This window comes from Gilvimarinus chinensis DSM 19667 (genome assembly GCF_000377745.1).
Lineage (GTDB): Bacteria > Pseudomonadota > Gammaproteobacteria > Pseudomonadales > Cellvibrionaceae > Gilvimarinus > Gilvimarinus chinensis.
Genome location: NZ_KB898706.1, coordinates 527,118 through 544,209, shown reverse-complemented (window position 1 = coordinate 544,209; position 17,092 = coordinate 527,118). Strand labels below are relative to the sequence as shown.

18 protein-coding genes are annotated in these 17,092 nt (G+C 51.5%); 12 read left to right on the top strand and 6 right to left on the bottom strand.

The window, feature by feature from the left end; genetic code table 11:
* Positions 1–34: 34 nt before the first annotated feature.
* From hisG to D568_RS0102440, 4 genes are all read right to left on the bottom strand, one after another.
* Complete coding sequence (hisG, locus tag D568_RS0102455) at positions 35–670, bottom strand: ATP phosphoribosyltransferase (RefSeq protein WP_020207980.1); 636 nt, start codon at positions 668–670, stop codon at positions 35–37.
* Positions 671–693: 23 nt separating this feature from the next.
* A complete protein-coding gene (gene murA, locus D568_RS0102450; RefSeq protein ID WP_026286810.1) occupies positions 694–1,956 on the bottom strand; it encodes a UDP-N-acetylglucosamine 1-carboxyvinyltransferase in 1,263 nt (420 codons plus the stop codon).
* Positions 1,957–1,968: 12 nt separating this feature from the next.
* The gene (locus D568_RS0102445; RefSeq protein ID WP_020207978.1) at positions 1,969–2,202 is read right to left on the bottom strand and encodes a BolA family protein; all 234 of its coding nucleotides are present in this window, start codon (positions 2,200–2,202) and stop codon (positions 1,969–1,971) included.
* 135 nt (positions 2,203–2,337) lie between these two features.
* Entirely contained in the window at positions 2,338–2,952 is a 615-nt protein-coding gene (locus tag D568_RS0102440) for an MlaC/ttg2D family ABC transporter substrate-binding protein (protein WP_020207977.1), read from the bottom strand.
* 145 nt (positions 2,953–3,097) lie between these two features.
* On the opposite strand from D568_RS0102440, the gene D568_RS0102435 reads away from it, so the two are divergent.
* The 12 genes from D568_RS0102435 to yjgA all read left to right on the top strand — a co-directional run bounded on the left by D568_RS0102435 (position 3,098) and on the right by yjgA (position 11,577).
* Positions 3,098–4,060 (top strand): calcium/sodium antiporter, encoded by a 963-nt coding sequence (locus tag D568_RS0102435; RefSeq protein WP_020207976.1) that lies wholly within the window; start codon positions 3,098–3,100, stop codon positions 4,058–4,060.
* A gap of 37 nt (positions 4,061–4,097) precedes the next feature.
* Positions 4,098–5,066 (top strand): KpsF/GutQ family sugar-phosphate isomerase, encoded by a 969-nt coding sequence (locus tag D568_RS0102430; RefSeq protein WP_020207975.1) that lies wholly within the window; start codon positions 4,098–4,100, stop codon positions 5,064–5,066.
* 17 nt (positions 5,067–5,083) lie between these two features.
* Positions 5,084–5,614: a 3-deoxy-manno-octulosonate-8-phosphatase KdsC gene (gene kdsC, locus D568_RS0102425; protein ID WP_020207974.1), complete on the top strand. Its 531-nt coding sequence runs from the start codon at positions 5,084–5,086 to the stop codon at positions 5,612–5,614.
* 1 nt (position 5,615) lies between these two features.
* On the top strand, positions 5,616–6,194 hold the full coding sequence (gene lptC / locus D568_RS0102420) for an LPS export ABC transporter periplasmic protein LptC (protein ID WP_020207973.1): 579 nt from the start codon (positions 5,616–5,618) through the stop codon (positions 6,192–6,194).
* Complete coding sequence (gene lptA, locus D568_RS0102415) at positions 6,181–6,699, top strand: lipopolysaccharide transport periplasmic protein LptA (RefSeq protein ID WP_020207972.1); 519 nt, start codon at positions 6,181–6,183, stop codon at positions 6,697–6,699. Before lptC ends, lptA begins: the two co-directional genes overlap by 14 nt.
* Positions 6,700–6,703: 4 nt before the next feature.
* A complete protein-coding gene (lptB, locus tag D568_RS0102410; protein ID WP_020207971.1) occupies positions 6,704–7,429 on the top strand; it encodes an LPS export ABC transporter ATP-binding protein in 726 nt (241 codons plus the stop codon).
* 135 nt (positions 7,430–7,564) lie between these two features.
* Entirely contained in the window at positions 7,565–9,091 is a 1,527-nt protein-coding gene (locus D568_RS0102405; protein ID WP_020207970.1) for an RNA polymerase factor sigma-54, read from the top strand.
* Between the two features lie 51 nt (positions 9,092–9,142).
* Positions 9,143–9,433, top strand: coding sequence for a ribosome hibernation-promoting factor, HPF/YfiA family (gene hpf / locus D568_RS0102400; protein WP_020207969.1), 291 nt, complete (start codon positions 9,143–9,145; stop codon positions 9,431–9,433).
* A gap of 5 nt (positions 9,434–9,438) precedes the next feature.
* Positions 9,439–9,894 carry a PTS IIA-like nitrogen regulatory protein PtsN gene (ptsN, locus tag D568_RS0102395; RefSeq protein WP_020207968.1) on the top strand — a complete coding sequence of 152 codons (456 nt, stop codon included), beginning with the start codon at positions 9,439–9,441 and terminating at the stop codon, positions 9,892–9,894.
* 5 nt (positions 9,895–9,899) lie between these two features.
* Complete coding sequence (gene rapZ / locus D568_RS0102390) at positions 9,900–10,778, top strand: RNase adapter RapZ (protein ID WP_020207967.1); 879 nt, start codon at positions 9,900–9,902, stop codon at positions 10,776–10,778.
* Positions 10,778–11,053, top strand: coding sequence for an HPr family phosphocarrier protein (locus D568_RS0102385; protein ID WP_020207966.1), 276 nt, complete (start codon positions 10,778–10,780; stop codon positions 11,051–11,053). The genes rapZ and D568_RS0102385 overlap by 1 nt, the downstream gene beginning before the upstream one ends.
* Before the next feature lie 5 nt (positions 11,054–11,058).
* Positions 11,059–11,577: a ribosome biogenesis factor YjgA gene (gene yjgA / locus D568_RS0102380; RefSeq protein WP_020207965.1), complete on the top strand. Its 519-nt coding sequence runs from the start codon at positions 11,059–11,061 to the stop codon at positions 11,575–11,577.
* Between the two features lie 15 nt (positions 11,578–11,592).
* Here the strand turns inward: yjgA and D568_RS0102375 are convergent, their stop codons facing one another.
* A complete protein-coding gene (locus D568_RS0102375) occupies positions 11,593–15,594 on the bottom strand; it encodes a YhdP family protein (protein WP_020207964.1) in 4,002 nt (1,333 codons plus the stop codon).
* A gap of 24 nt (positions 15,595–15,618) precedes the next feature.
* The gene (rng, locus tag D568_RS0102370) at positions 15,619–17,088 is read right to left on the bottom strand and encodes a ribonuclease G (protein WP_020207963.1); all 1,470 of its coding nucleotides are present in this window, start codon (positions 17,086–17,088) and stop codon (positions 15,619–15,621) included.
* Between the last annotated feature and the right edge of the window lie 4 nt (positions 17,089–17,092).

Sequence of the window (17,092 nt, the reverse complement as noted above, 5' to 3'; positions counted from 1 at the left end):
TTTTTGGTTCTGCTTCTAGGTTCGATGTTAGCCCTTACTCAGCCGTGAGAGCGCCAGAAATGCCATCTATGATGGCCTGGATGCCCACGTGCTTCATTTTCATGGAGGCTTTGTTCACGATCAGCCGCGAGCTGATGTCAGCGATGTGCTCGCGCGCCTCAAGGCCGTTGGCTTTTAGCGTGTTGCCGGTATCGACAATATCCACAATTTCATCGGCGAGATTCATAATCGGCGCCAGCTCCATACCGCCATAGAGCTTGATGATATCGACCTGACGCCCCTGAGTGGCGTAGTACTGTTTGGCGATATTCACATACTTTGTGGCAACCCGCAGGCGACCGTGCTTCGCCGGTGCCTCTTTGATGGCGGCGGTCATAAGCCGGCACTTGGCAATCCGCAAGTCCAACGGCTCGTACAGGCCATCGGCACCGTTTTCCATTAAGGTATCCTTGCCGGAAATGCCCATATCGGCCGCGCCAAATTGCACGTACGTAGGCACATCCGCGCCGCGCAACACCAGCAGCTGGACATCGGGCTTATTGGTGGCAAACACCAGCTTGCGACTCTTATCGATATCCTCTTCGGGGTGAATATCGGCCGCCGCCAGCAGCGGCAGAGTTTCTTTCAGTATGCGCCCCTTGGTCAGGGCGATGGTAATCATTTCACTCATGCGTGGTTGCTCTGCCTGTTGATTTAGCTGGGCACTCGGCGAATGCTCGCCCCCAACATTTGCAGTTTTTCTTCGATACACTCGTAGCCGCGGTCAATGTGGTAAATCCGATCCACCAAGGTTGTACCATCGGCCACCATCCCAGCAATCACTAAGCTGGCCGAAGCCCGCAGATCAGTAGCCATCACCGGTGCGCCTTTGAGCGACTCAACACCCTCAATCAGGGCGGTATTACCCTGCAAGGTGATTTTTGCCCCCATTCGGTTTAACTCGTGTACCTGAATCAAGCGATTTTCAAAGATGGTTTCTGTCACCGAGCTGGCCCCCTCTGCCACCGCATTCATAGCGGTAAACTGGGCCTGCATATCGGTGGGAAACGCTGGATAAGGAGCAGTCTTAAGGCTCACCGCCCGGGGTCGGTTGCCTTTCATATCCAAGCCGATCCAGTCCGGGCCTGTTTCAATGTGCGCGCCCGCTTCCTCCAGTTTTAAGAGAACCCCCTCAAGAATATCTTCGCGAGTGTCTTTGACACGAATCTTGCCGCGTGTGGTGGCCGCAGCCACCAAATAGGTGCCCGTCTCGATACGGTCAGGCATGATGTCATAACGACAACCCGACAATCGTTCAACGCCATCAATGGTCAATGTGGCCGTACCTATACCTTGGATGTTGGCTCCCATCGCCACTAAACAGTTGGCGAGATCAACCACTTCCGGCTCGCGCGCTGCATTCTCAAGAACTGTGCGTCCCTGTGCCAATACGGCCGCCATCAGCAGGTTTTCGGTGCCGCCCACGGTGACGGTATCCATAAAGATATGCGCCCCCTTTAAACGACCATCACTTCGAGCCCGAATATAGCCTTCGTCGACTTCAATAGTGGCGCCCATTGCCTCCAGGCCACGCAGGTGAATATCCACAGGCCGCGAGCCAATCGCACAGCCACCGGGAAATGACACATTGGCCACACCGTGGCGACTCAACATAGGGCCGAGCACCAAAATCGAAGCGCGCATGGTTTTTACCAGCTCATAGGGGGCGGTAAAATCATTGATGGCATTGGCGTCAATTTCGACTGACATACGCTCATCAATCATCACCCCCACACCCATACAACGCAGCAGCGCCAACATGGTGGTAATGTCATTTAAATGCGGCAAATTCGAGATATGAATCGGGCTATCGGCCAGCAAAGTGGCCGCCAAAATCGGCAGTGCTGAGTTTTTTGAACCGGAAATACGGATCTCGCCCTGTAAAGGGCCAGCCCGATTGATCATTAATTTATCCATGGTCTACCTGTACTATTGCGCCGCTTGTTCCGGGGTCAGAGTTTGCATATGAACGGCGTGAATTTCGCCCGAGGCGATTTTGTCATTCAGTACGGCATACACCATTTGCTGCTTTTTGACCGGACTGATACCGGCAAAAGCGGGGCTTACCACACGCACATGGACGTGATTACCTTCAATTTGGACCTGAGCTTGACTGTCAGGTACCGCGCTCTCAATCAGCGCCTGAATTTCTTCGGCTTGCATAGTGTCCCTATAGGGCTAGACTGCGCTGTTTGATGGGCGCAGATGAATGAATATCAGGGCGGGAATCTTACCGGATTGCGCCGCCGGGCGCACCCATTGGCACCCCCGGCAGCAAATATTGTGCAAACTGATGGCCTATGAGTCGCTTGAGCTACTCCAGTTGGCCGTTACTTTATCCAGATCACCACTGTACTTACTGGCAAGCTGCTCGAACTGACTGCTGAAAGAACTGCCCAAGTTGGCGCCGTTCAGCACTAAGTTAATTAACTTCCACTGGCCGTCACGATTCTTACCCATAGTGTAAGAGAGCTTGTGAGTAGCGCCTTGATATTTAACCTGCTGCTCGACCATGACGCGACGCTTATCACCCACATCGGCGTCGCGTAGCAATTCAATATCACTATCTGCGTAAGTAGCTATACCTTTGGCGTAAGTACCCACCAAGTCTTTTTTAAAAGTCTCGGCGAACGCATCACGCTGAGCCTGAGAAGCTTTAGCAAAGTAATCCCCCATAACCACCCGGGCGATATACTCAAAAGCAACCACCGGCTCTAAGGTCTCCAAAACCGTCTTATCAAAAGCGCTTTTGTCGCCATCTTTATTGAAGTCACGCGCGGCACTCACCAGCTTATTGGTTACATCATCCACAATCTCGTATGGATCGGCGGCCTGCGCCAACTGCGCAGCAAACATCAGCCCTAAAACCAGCCATAAGCGTCGGGCAAACATTGAATAGCCCATCTTTTTCATGTCATTTGTCCTTTTAAAATTTAAATCGCCTGAGCAGGCGCAAAGAATTGCTGCGTGAGACGTAAAACTATACCATTTCACACCGCGGTGGCCTACACCAACGCACGTTACTGATCAGACACACCCCACACCCTGAGAAAATTTTATGACCTCCCTTTGGCTTCCTGTACTGTTTGTCCTCATTGGTTTTGTCGGCCTAATCTGGAGCGCCGATCGCTTTGTAGGAGGCAGCGCAGCCTTAGCTCGCACCTTTGGAATCTCCAAACTGATCATCGGCCTGACCATTGTGGCCTTTGGCACATCGGCTCCAGAGGTCATCGTATCTATTAATGCAGGCCTTAAACACGCGGGAGATCTGGCCGTTGGTAACGCTCTTGGCTCCAACCTCGCCAATATTGGCTTAGTATTAGGCGTTACCGCGCTAATTGCCGCCCTACCCATCCAGAACCATTTACTCAAAGTTGAGTTGCCGGTGCTGCTCTTGGTCACCGCCATGGCCGGATGGTTCCTCTTTGACGCGCAATTGACCCGCACTGAGGGCTTAATATTATTGCTGTCACTCCCCTGTGCCATGTACCTTATTATCTGGAGCAAACGCCACCACCCCGAAGAGGTCGATGAAGACATTCCGCAAATGTCACGTGCACGCGCCCTTGTGTGGTTTGCTGTCGGTTTAATATTATTAATCGTAAGCGCTGATCTATTAGTTCGTGGAGCCAGCGAACTGGCCTTAGCTTTTGGCGTTAGCCCACTGATCATAGGCCTGACGGTAGTCGCAATAGGCACCAGCCTGCCCGAGCTTGCAGCGTCCGTAGCCAGTGCCCTTAAAGGCCACCACGACATTGCCATTGGCAATGTCATCGGCTCTAACCTGTTTAACATTCTCGCGGTGATGGCCATACCGGAAATCATCGCCCCGCTGACCCTGGACGCTGAAGTTTTCGGCCGCGACTTCCTGGCAATGGCAGGCTTGACGGCTTTGCTGGCCCTAGCGCTTTATTTTAGCGCCTATTTTCACCGCAACCAGGGTGGCGCACGCTTAGGCAATTTGATGGGGATAGCTCTGCTAGCGTTATACGCTGGCTATTATGTGATCCTACTGGGCTAATTGTCGTATAATCCCGCCCTCGCAAAACTGGATGGTTATGAGTCGATTTGATTACGCCGCTTCTGCCCGGCGCACAATAGCCCTGGAAGCTGACGCCGTTACCAGCTTGGCGCAGAGCGTCAATGGCGATTTTAGCCGCGCCTGCGATTTAATACTCGGCTGTCAGGGCCGGGTCATTGTCTCTGGCATGGGCAAGTCTGGCCACATGGGTAAAAAAATCGCCGCCACTTTAGCAAGCACGGGCACACCGGCCTTTTTTATGCACCCCGGCGAAGCCAGTCACGGCGATTTAGGCATGGTAACCGCCAGTGACGTCCTGATTGCCATTTCTTATTCTGGCAACTCGGCCGAGCTACTGACGCTGCTACCTTTGTTCAAACGCTTGGGGATTCCTCTGATCAGCATGACCGGCGACCCTATTTCGGTGCTCGCAAAGGCATCCGAGGTTCACTTATCGATCGCAGTTGAACGTGAAGCCTGCCCCCTGGCACTGGCCCCCACTTCCAGCGCCACGGTGACCACTGTGCTGGGCGACGCCCTGGCGATCGCACTGCTGGAAGCACGCGGCTTTACCGCTGAGGACTTTGCTTTTTCTCACCCCGGCGGCGCACTTGGGCGCAAACTTTTATTGCGCGTTAGCGATGTAATGCATCAAGGCGAGCAGCTACCGAAAGTGTCCCCCAGTGATACCCTGCCCCAGGGACTACTGGAAATGAGCCGAAAAGGCCTGGGCATGACGACCGTACAGCACGAAGGCACACTCGTCGGTGTATTCACAGACGGGGATTTACGGCGCTGTATCGACCGCAACATCGACCTCAAACACGCCACCATGTCAGAGGTGATGACCCACGCACCACAGACAATTGACGAAGACACCCTGGCCGCTGAGGCCATTAAAATCATGGAAGAGCGAAAAATTACGTCGCTGATTATTGCTGCAGCCGATCAAACAGCCACCGGCGTTGTCCATTTACACGACCTGCTGCGAGCGGGTGTTATTTAAGAAGCTATAGCGATTCTATGACCCGACAAACTCTTGATTTAGCCAAACACATCAAACTTCTCATTCTGGATGTCGACGGCGTCCTTACCGATGGCCGACTGTACTTTGACAACCACGGCAATGAGATGAAAGCCTTTAACACCCAAGACGGCCAAGGCATTAAGTCATTAATGGCTACCGGCGTGCAGGTCGCAATCATCACCGGCCGCTCCAGCGAAGTTGTCGCAAGACGCGCCCGAGAGCTAGGAATTGAACTACTGATTCAAGGCCGTGAAGACAAGTGGGACGCCTTGCAGGAAGTGTTCAACGAACTCCATCTCGCGCCTAATGAAATTGCCCACATGGGGGACGACTGGCCAGACTTATCCATCATGACACGGGTAGGCCTGGCATTAACGGTGCCCAATGCCCACAGCAGTGTCGCCGAATACGCTCACTGGATCAGCCATCGTGCCGGGGGCGAAGGTGCCGTGCGAGAAGCCTGCGATTTAATTCTGCAAGCCCAAGGCAACTTTGAACAGGCCATAGCTCGACATACCGAGGGCTAAAATGCGACAGCACCCAACCAAAAGCTGGCTTATTCCCGCTATTGTTTGCGCAATTGCGGTATCCGTGGTGATGCAGATCACGCCTCGCAACCCGCTTTTAAAAGACAAATCAAACCCACAGGGGGACTCCCATCCCAGCACTTATATTGTCGGTATGCGCGACCGCACCTACGATAAAAATGGCACCTTGAAGCATACCCTTCACGCACAACGCGTAAACTATTATCAAAACAGCGCCGAGAATCGCGGTGACATCCTCGCCCCAGAAATCGAGTTCTACAGCGAAGGCAAAGCTCCTTGGCACCTCAGCGCAGAGCGAGGCACGGTCAACAATATCGACCAGACCCTCAAGCTTGAGCAGGATGTAAGCGCCTATAGCGACAATGCGGAATATGGCAAAGTCACTATTCTCACCGAAGATTTACTGATCCATACAGAACGCCAATACGCCCATACCCCTAAACCTGTTACCATTCTCAGCGCCCGTGGTAAGACCACTGCTGTAGGCCTCAATGCGGCCCTAGAGGAGGGTCAAATAGAATTGTTAGCTGAGGTAAAAAGCCTTTATGACCCGCTTTAAATCGACATTTTCGGCACTGCTAGCGATACTATTTTTGGCAGTGTTAACAACACCCAACGTTCAGGCCTTGCCAGATGACCGCGAGCAACCATTCCAGCTGCAGGCGGATACGCAAACCTTCGACCAAAAAAATGGCCTTATTACCTACAGCGGTAACGCCTTACTACAGCAAGGGTCTTTGAAAATAAAAGCCGACACCATTACTGTAAAATTCAGCGCCGACAATAGCGTTAAAGCGGTAACCGCCATTGGCAGTCCAGCACACTTCCAGCAGCGCCCAAGTACAGAGCGTGGCATTGTCAGCGCCGAGGCCAACGAGATCATATACGACAGCGCCAACAATACGGTTTCAATGACCGAGTCGGTAAAATTGGAACAAGACGGCGCCATTATGCGCGGCCACAGACTCCACTACGACCTCACGAAAGAGCTGGTTAACGCTCAAAGCGGCACTGAAGGCGATGAGCGCATCCAAATGACTATCCCACCGGCGGCAATCGAGTAACAAGATGGCAACATTGAAAGCAGAAAACCTGGCTAAAAGCTACAAAGGTCGCCAGGTGGTCATCGATGTATCGCTGAGCGTCTCTAGCGGTGAAATCGTCGGCCTGCTCGGCCCTAACGGTGCCGGTAAAACCACTTGTTTTTATATGATCGCGGGCCTGGTCAAAGCCGATAGAGGCCGAGTGAGTTTAAACGGCCAAGACCTGACCTCACTTCCAATTCACGGCCGCGCTCGCGCAGGGATTGGCTATCTCCCCCAGGAAGCGTCGGTGTTTCGCAAGCTTTCTGTGGCCGATAACATTCTCGCCATTCTGCAAACCCGTAAAGACCTCACCTCTGCGCAGCGTCAGCAAGAACTGGAAGCATTAATGCAGGAGTTTCATATCACCCACATTCGGGACAGCCTTGGCATGGCGTTATCGGGTGGTGAGCGCCGTCGGGTGGAGATCGCCCGTGCTCTGGCCACAAACCCCGCTTTTATTTTACTGGATGAGCCTTTTGCCGGAGTTGATCCCATTTCCGTCAGCGATATCCAGCAAATCGTACAACACTTAAAAGACCGCGACATCGGCATTCTGATTACTGATCACAACGTGCGTGAAACTTTGGGCATTTGTGAAAAGGCTTATATTGTTTCTGAAGGCCACATTATCGCCGAAGGAAGTTCAGAGGATATTCTCAGCAACGCCAAGGTTCGAAAAGTATATCTTGGCGAAAACTTCATGCTGTAGCCCCTAGGCCTCTTTTACCTCCTTGACTTTTTAGTTTTATAGAACCTCAGGCATAAACATTGCTTAAACGTATTGCTTGCAAGCTGCAGGCTGACTACACTCTGCGGTTAATGCCCGAAAGACTCACTAGAAATTATGAAGCAATCGCTACAGCTCAAGCTTGGCCAACAGCTCACGATGACTCCGCAATTGCAACAGGCTATACGCCTGCTGCAATTGTCTACTCTGGATTTGCAACAGGAAATTCAAGAGGCCTTGGACTCAAACCCCATGCTCGAAATGGAGGAGAACCTCGATAACGAGCAAAGTGACAAAAGCTCCGAAGTCAACGACACCAGCGAAAGTGCCGAGCAGCGGGAAACCGCTAATGCAACCACCGAAACACTCAACAGCAATAGCGCCGATGGCAGCGATGGGGAGCCTCAGCCCGATAGTGAATGGAGCGAGGCGATCCCTCAGGATTTACCCGTCGACACCAGCTGGGATGACGTTTACGAGAGTTCTGGCCCCGCCCTTCCCGCCAGCAATTACGAAGGGGACGATAGCGATTTTGAAAGTCGCCGCGGCACAACCGAGTCGCTCTATGACCACCTTATGTGGCAACTTAACCTGACGCCGATGTCTGAGCGCGACGAACTCATTGCCATGGCAATCATCGACGCCGTAGAGCCCAGCGGTTTGCTAAGCATCAGCATTGAAGAAATATATGAGGGCTTGATCAGCAACCTCGAAGAGCTGGAGTTAGACGAAGTTCAAGCAGTAAAGCGCAGATTGCAGCAATTCGACCCATCGGGTGTGTGCAGCGAAAACCTCATGGACTGCCTGCTGGTGCAATTGGCTCAGTACGACAAACAAACACCGTTTTTAGAGGCCGCGAAACTCATCGTACAGCAACACCTGCCTCTGCTCGGCAGCCGCGATTATCGCCAACTGATGCGCAAGACCCGCCTGAAAGAAGCAGAGCTAGCTCAGGCCGTCGCACTGATTAAAACGTTAAACCCTCACCCAGGCGACATCATTGATACCCGTGAAACCGAGTACGTGGTACCTGATGTATTTGTCGAAAAACGCGAAGGTCGTTGGACGGTAGAGCTGAACCCCGATATCGCACCACGACTGCGAATTAACTCAGGTTATGCCTCTTTGGTGAAACGCGCCGACTCCAGTAGCGACAACACGTTTTTGAAAAATAATTTACAAGAGGCGCGCTGGTTTTTGAAAAGCTTGCAAAGCCGCAATGAAACACTGCTGAAAGTTGCTACATGTATCGTAGAAAAACAGCGTGGCTTTCTCGATTATGGCGCCGAAGCCATGAAACCATTAGTCTTGCATGACATCGCCGAGCTGGTAGAGATGCACGAGTCAACCATCTCTCGAGTGACGACGCAAAAGTACATGCACACGCCTCAGGGTATTTTCGAATTAAAGTACTTTTTTTCATCCCACGTAAGCACCGACTCAGGGGGTGAATGTTCCTCAACAGCAATTCGAGCTATTATTAAAAAACTGATAGCGGCCGAAAACCCGAAAAAACCATTGAGTGACAGCAAAATTACTCAAATGCTGGCAGACCAAGGCATTCAAGTCGCTAGGCGGACCATTGCCAAATACCGGGAGTCACTGAACATTCCACCGTCCAATGAGCGTAAAAGCCTGGTATAAATCCTTCGGGGCGACCCACATAGTTGCCCCCAGACAACAGAGGACTCGAGTATGCAAGTGAACATTAGTGGCCATCACCTTGAAATAACGGACGCCATCAACAACTATGTACACACTAAGCTGGAGCGACTGACCCACCACAGTGAGTTCATTACCAGCATTAATGTCATTCTCGAAGTAGAAAAGCTTACGCAAAAAGCCGAGGCCAAAATACACGTCAATGGCAAAGATATATTCGCCGATGCCGAATCGCAGGATTTATACGCCGCCATCGACGCCTTAACCGATAAGCTCGACCGCCAACTGATTAAGCATAAAGAAAAACTCAAAAGCCACCGCTGATTATTATGCAAATTGAAACTATACTCTCCTCCCAGCGCACCCTGTGCCGCATAGAAGGCGTGAGTAAAAAGCGCGCCCTGGAAATTCTCGCCAACACCATTGCCGAGCAGGTACCGGGAATGGACGCTGACGACATTTTCCGGCGCCTAATCGCACGAGAGAAGCTCGGCTCTACCGGCATCGGCCACGGCATTGCCATACCTCACTGCCGCATCCCTGGTTGCGACGCTACGCTTGGGGCACTCATCACACTGGAAGAGCCCATTGACTTCGATGCCATTGATGGCGAGGCCGTGGATGTGCTTTTTGCCATGCTGGTGCCTGCCGAGGCCGAAGACGACCATCTGAAAACCTTAGCCGCTCTGGCGTCCGCACTGAACGAGCCCTCTTATCGGGAGGCCTTGCGCCAGGCAGAGTCGCCCGAGCAGCTTTACCAAGCCGCTATCGATCAGCCGAGCTAGCCACTATGCATTTAGTTATTGTCAGTGGGCTTTCTGGCTCGGGCAAAAGTACCGCTTTAAATGCCCTAGAAGATTTAGGCTATAACTGCATAGACAATTTACCCGTCAGCCTACTTCCTGCACTCATTGCTCAAATTCAGGTTCACAAAGATGCCGCAAACCAAAACTTTGCAATCGGTATCGACGTTCGAGATGCCTGGCAGGACTTGGGGATTTTTCCACAGATGGTGGACACACTAAAGGATGCCCACCTGCCTTTTACCGTGGTTTTTTTGGATGCCGATACAAAAAAGATTGTTCAGCGCTTCAGCGAAACCCGACGCAAACACCCCTTAAGTGATAAACATCGGCACCTCAACGAAGCCATCAACACCGAACACCAACTGCTTGAGCCAATGCGGGATACCGCGGATTTAGTCATCAACACCACAGAGCTAAACCTGCACCAATTACGTGATTTAGTGAAAGCCCGTGTTGCCGAACCCAGCAGTGGTGGTATGGCTGTATTATTTGAATCCTTCGGCTTTAAACACGGCCCGCCCAATAATGCGGATTTAGTGTTTGATGCCCGCTGCTTACCAAACCCTCATTGGAACCCTAATCTACGCCGTCAAACCGGCAAAGATGCCGATGTCATCGCCTTTTTAGAAGGCGAGCCGTTAGTGCAGCAAATGTATGATGACATCAGCCTATTTTTAGAGCGCTGGTGGAAGCATTACCAAGCCAACAATCGCAGCTATATCACCATTGCTATTGGTTGTACCGGCGGCCAGCATCGATCCGTGTATTTGTGTGAAAAGCTGCAACAGCATTTCAAGCGAAAGATAGATAATGTTCAGGTCCGCCACCGAGAACTGAGCAACAAAACACACGAGTCTCACTGATGCCCCAGCGCACTGTTACGATTGTCAATCGCAAGGGCTTACATGCCCGCTCATCCGCCAAGCTGGTCGCGCTGGCAAAAGAGCTGCCCTGTAAAGTTGAAATACATCACAGCGACAAAATCGCTGACTGTAACAGCATGATGGCCCTGATGATGCTCGCCGCCGGCTTAGGCTCTGAAGTTTGTGTGCAGGCCGAAGGAGATGGCTCTGACGAAGCACTAAATGCCGTATGCCAACTTATTGAAGCAGGCTTTGACGAACTCAACGAAGAGTAAAAGTAGTGAACGATACAATTGATTACAGTGAAGAATTCGATGAAGGCCCCAGTAAAAGCCAACGCAAACGCGAGATGCACGCCCTTCAAGAATTAGGGCAGCAACTTACCGAACTGAGCGCAACACAACTGGCCAGCTTTGAACTTCCGGAGGAAGTGCACGCGGCTATTATTGAAATGCATCGTATTCGTCAAAGAGAAGCTCGCCGACGTCATTTACAGTTTATTGGCAAAATGATGCGCAAAGTTGATGGGGACGAAGTCAGAGCGAAGCTGGACGCCATAAAATCACAGGGAACGCTCAGTGTGCAGCGTCAGCATCTAATCGAACAGTGGCGCGACCGTATGCTGTCAAACGACAAACAAGCGGTTTCGGATTTTATCGATGCTTACCCAGGCGTGGACATCCAACACCTGCGTCAACTGGTACGGCAGGCTCACAAAGAAGTATCTCAAAGTAAACCTCCTGCCCATGCACGTAAATTATTCCGCTACCTACGCGACACTATCGCTGAGGCCGATTAATATCGGCCACGGCAGTTATTGTTCACTTTCAAGATCCTCGGCCACCCCTTCGAATTCGGAAACAGGCTCGTCCCAACTGCCGGTAATTTTGTAACTGACACTAGTGACTTTGTTCATTTGATCCTCAAACAGCTTACTCAGCACAAAAACCCCTGCCGCTGCGGGCAAACCCGCTGCCAAGGCTGTAATTACCGTTAAGTTTCCCCCCATGGGTATGGTTGCCACCAAACGTGTATCCAATGTTTGCTGCAGCAAATCTACCGAGCCTTGTAACTGCATTCTTCCGGAAGGGCTTTGCATCTGCACAGGTTCCGTAATATTCAACTGGCCACCGGTAAATTCTATGCCGCCGTTAATGTGATCGAAGGTTAAACCACTTTTGTATAAATCAGAAAAATCCAAACGCACACGGCGCGCCAAAGAATCAAAATTAAACAATCCCATCAGACGCAGCAGGCCTTCACTGGCCCCGGCATTAGTGCGAATAAAGCGCCCGTTTTCAATATTCGCCTGCACTTGACCACTTACTGTAGCCAACGCAAAATCCTGCGGTGCTCCTGGCCACCCGATATTCAAACGATAGCGCGCCGATTCACTCTCAATACTGGCTGGTGTACCCCAGGCGCTCAGCACCTGCCCCATATCTTCGGCACTGAGTAAAGCCTGTAATTGAGTGCCAGGATTATCATCAGATAATACGAAAAACGATGCGCCTGTGTCAGGCTCCAGGCCTGCCACTTCTATTCCTCGGATATTACCTTTGACATTAACAAAGTCTAATCGACCAGGCTTGGGGTCAAACTCGAATTGCCATCGGCCGTAGGTCTCATCATCCACTTTCACATCATCGATGGTCACTTCAGCCCGTGGCCAGCTCTCCAGTGAACGCCATAACCCCTTTGCCGTGTCCGGTTGCGAGTGCTCCTCGGCCGCTACCGGCTCAGAGTTTATTGCCGATTCAGCCGATTCAATTGGCAACGGTTTATCCCAAAGACTTGATGGCAACCTCAGGTGCTCAACATGCAACCGCAAAGGCTGATTAGAATTGCTGGGCCAGTCCAGCTCGCCCGTTGCGACGGGATGCTTAAGACCCAAATGCCAAGCCTCGGACTTTTGTTTCACACTGATTTCAAGATTTTGCAATTCAATGCCAGCCAGCCGATGTTGCTTAAGTAAGATTTCGGCCTCAACAGGCACACTTAACATTGCCCCCGCCCCACCGCCTGTGGTTTCTGCTTCCTCTCGGTGTATTTCCCTGAAGGTTTCCCAGGCATCCAGCAAAGCCTGCGGATCAATTGACTCTAGTTCACCCGTAATTCGCAGTGCGGGATCAGCTGCTAACTCCGGCTCGCCCCCCAGACTGATAGCCCCACCTTTTAATTGCTTGCCGTCTTGGGTCAAATGCATCAAGGCTCGTAAACGATCCAAATAGTGGATATCAGCTAAGGCGGTTTGCGCACCGAGAATATAATTTAACGCCAGCACACCGGCCTCACCTTTTGACTTATTCAACGGCGGAGGAAGGTCGATGGTGGTATTTTCTAAATCGGCTTGTACCGAGACAGCCGCCACGCGGGCATCATCGGATGCATCCTGCTGGCGTGAATAATTATGGTTGAGCTCTATATGCACCTCGAGCGGCATTTCACCCTGAGCAAATTGCAAAGTGGGTTGTCCCGTCCACTCAACCAACTCGGTTACGCTGGCCGAGGTTTCCACATCAACCGTGGTGAGAGCCCCCATCTGCCCGTCTTGTAAGGTGCCAATCTCAATGTTCGTCGGAGATCCGAACAGTTTTGCCGTTAATGTGTCCGACCCCAAACCAGTTTCAGAATCGTAGGAGATCCTACCGCTGAGATCCGACAGTTCAAGATTGAAGTTATCAAGCGCAAACATAGAGGCATCAATATCCAAGGCCAGCTTTTGATAAGCGCCTTTCGCATTCGCCTCTAAAGGAATTCCTAAATCGAGTGCGGCAATTAAATCACCATGCAAGTACCAGCTATCCATTTGCGAACCGACAAATTGACGCAACACGCTTTGGCGTAAAATTCGCAGCCCATCACTGGCTATACCATCTACTTTGCCACTGATTTGTAGCCATTTCCCTTGATCATAAGGGTTATCAGCAAGCGTTATATGAGTCTCGGCAATCTCGCTGTTGTAAACTTCTCCCGCCGTAATTCGTCCGTGTAAGTCACCATCATCAACCACCAAACGCCCATTAACCTTTTGCACCGGAGGCCAATCCGGATGGTAGAGAAACGCCGCTTGCTCTAACTGTAAATCCAACCCCACACTGTAAGCTTGAGCGCCTTTCTCGTTGAGCGTACCGCGATAAATAAATGCCCCGCTGGTGGCCAAGCCGGGATTGTCTCGACCAATCCCTCGCTGCACATACTGAGTTAGCGATGCTGGTACAACCTCGGGCAAATACTTTCGGTATTGCTGCGCTAATACATCCGTGGCCGTAAGAGCGATGGTCAAATCGATGGGGCCTGTACGCCTTTGAATAGGCAGCGATAAGTGGAACACCCCTCGTGCATTTTCTGCTCCATCGCTGACCTCCAGCGGCCCCGAATAAACATCAATATCGTTCAGCTTGGGCCGCACTCTCCAGGCAACTGAACCTGCTGCCGAATCAAACTCTAAGGGGTGGGCATACACACCCTCGAAGGCCATAGAAAAGCCGGCCTGGGAATTTAATTGTATGTGACCTGCAAACAAGCCTGTATCGAGATAACCATTTACATCGGTAAACGCTGGCACACCTCGCCAGCCATCCACGGCAATACTCTGAAGTTGGGCCGCAAAGTGCGTTTTCGATGTATTGCCCAGAGGCACCGTGAGCTGTAACGATCGCATCTGCCCACGGGGATTTAGTTCCTGCAGCAAACTGGTTACAAAATCGTTTTGAACAAAAGCGCCACTGGCATTAAGTTGGCGACTCAACCATGGGAGATCTAACCGGTTCATGCGAGCGATCAACGGAGCCTGTGGCGAAGATTGCTCAAGTGACAACTGCAAGCCACTTTGTGACACGCCCCCCGCGGCCACAAATAAAGACTCCAACCCCAATTGCCATCCGCCCTGCTGATAATACCCGGACAGGTCTGTCTGCAGATGCTCTATGTGCAAATCAAGCGTAGCGGCTTTTACACTGCCCTCAGACAACCGCATGTCACCCTGCAGAGTTAGTGGTGATGTGTTTTTTCCCCGGCTGAGCCACAAAGTCGCATCCAAGCGCCCACGAATCTGGCTGCCTGTCCCTTCGAGCCACGTCTTGGGCAGTATTGCCGCTGCTCGTGCCATTGAGAAATCCCGCAACTGCAAATACCCTTGCAACTGGCTATTGTTTTCTCGTGGGTCACCTTTCGCTTCAAGCACCATGTAAATGGCATTAGCGTTATCTTCCACCCCTAGCTGTAAAAGCAAGCGATGAAAATCACCCCGGTTTTCCAACAGTAAATTGGGTGATTTCAGAGTGAAGCTATCACCCGAAAGGAACTGCACATTCACCTGCGTTTGCTCAATACCAATACGCCGCGCCGCCAGCAAAATATCCACTATATGACTCTGCGACTCGGCCGACATCGGCTTGGCACTGTCGTTACTACCCTGTAACCGCCAACGGCCGTCTTTGTCTTGATGCAAGGTGATATCGCCACCGCGCAACATCACACTGCTCCAGACGGGTGCCCTGTGCCAAAGTGAAGCGAGTAAATTCAGGCGCAGTTGCGCCTCATCCATAGCTAACAGCTGTTCATTATTCTGGCCATAAATGCGGATATCATCAGCCTCAAGTAAAGGCTGCAAGCCAGACCAATCCGCATTTAACGCACTTAGCTCAACACGGGTTCCCGTTTGCTGCGAGAGCACACTGGCGAGTTCCTCTCGGTAGTCACTGACCAAGTACGTCAGGCTACGCCCCAACTGCACCACTATAGCTAAGGTAATTAAGGTGAACGCCAGAGTGAGATAAAATACCCGTAATGTCAGGCGCAGAAACCGTCTCATACTGTACTCAGCTCGCAATTCAAACTACACCAAGACAATATCGTATTGCTCCTGATTAAACAGAGGCTCTACTTGAAACTCGATGGTGCGGCCAATAAAGGCCTCAAGATCCGCCACATAAGCGGCTTCTTCATCCAGCAAACGATCCACAACAACAGAGGCCGCCAACACCAAGAATTTGTCATTATCGTAAGCGCGAGCCTCTCGCAATATCTCTCGAAACACCTCATAACAGATCGTTTCGGCAGATTTGACTTCACCGCGCCCTCGGCACATGGGACAAGGCTCGCACAGCATTTGCCCTAAGGATTCCCGTGTACGCTTTCGGGTCATTTCAACCAGACCAAGCTCCGACACACCTGTGATTTTGGTTTTGGCGTGATCTTTTTCCAGCGCTTTTTCAAGGGTGCGTAACACTTGGCGCTGATGTTCTGGGTCTTGCATATCAATAAAGTCCAGAACGATGATGCCACCAATATTGCGCACTCGTAATTGCCGGGCGATAGCGCCTGCAGCTTCCATATTGGTTTTGAAAATTGTTTCTTCGAGATTTCGCCTGCCTACAAACGCTCCGGTATTAACATCTACCGTGGTCATGGCTTCGGTTTGTTCAATAATCAAATAGCCACTGGACTTCAAGGGTACCCGGGTATCCAGTGCACGAGCGATTTCATCCTCCACACCGTATAAATCCAGTAGTGGGCGCTCTCCCTGATAACATTCAATGATGTTAATTAATTGCGGAGCATAATCGTTGGCAAACTCACGCATGTGGGTCCAGCTTAAGCGAGAATCAACACGAATTTTTTCGATGGGCGAACGCGCCAAATCCCTTAGCGAGCGCAGCGTTAACGGCATATCTTCGTAGACTACTGCCGGTGCCTCTACGGCGGTGAGCTTATCGTTTAAGTCTTGCCATAGTTTTTGCAAAAAGGGGATATCCGCCACCACAGCATCGACGTCAATGCCTTCGGCCACAGTGCGAACAATAAAGCCGCCGCGCCCATTACTTTCTTTTACCGATCTTTCTACCGCCGAGCGTAAGCGGTCGCGCTCAGTTTCGTCATCAATACGAATAGACACACCAATGTGCGGGCTGTTGGGCATATACACCAGGTAACGGGATGACAAAGTAATATGAGTGGTAAGGCGTGCGCCCTTAGTACTGATAGGGTCTTTACTGACTTGTACCAATAGGGTTTGCCCTTCTCGTACCAAGGAGCGAATATCAGGCAGCTCCGTACGTTTGGATTCGTTCTCTTCGAGTTCAGGCACGAGCTCCTGAGCGTGAATAAATCCGGTACGCTCCAGTCCGATATCCACAAAAGCTGCCTGCATGCCGGGCAAAACACGCACGACCTTCCCTTTATACAAATTCCCTACAAAGCCCTTGCGGTGGCTGCGCTCAATATGAAGCTCCTGCAAGACTCCGTTATCCACCAATGCCACACGAGTCTCTACCGGCGATACGTTAATTAGAATTTCTTCGCTCATCGCC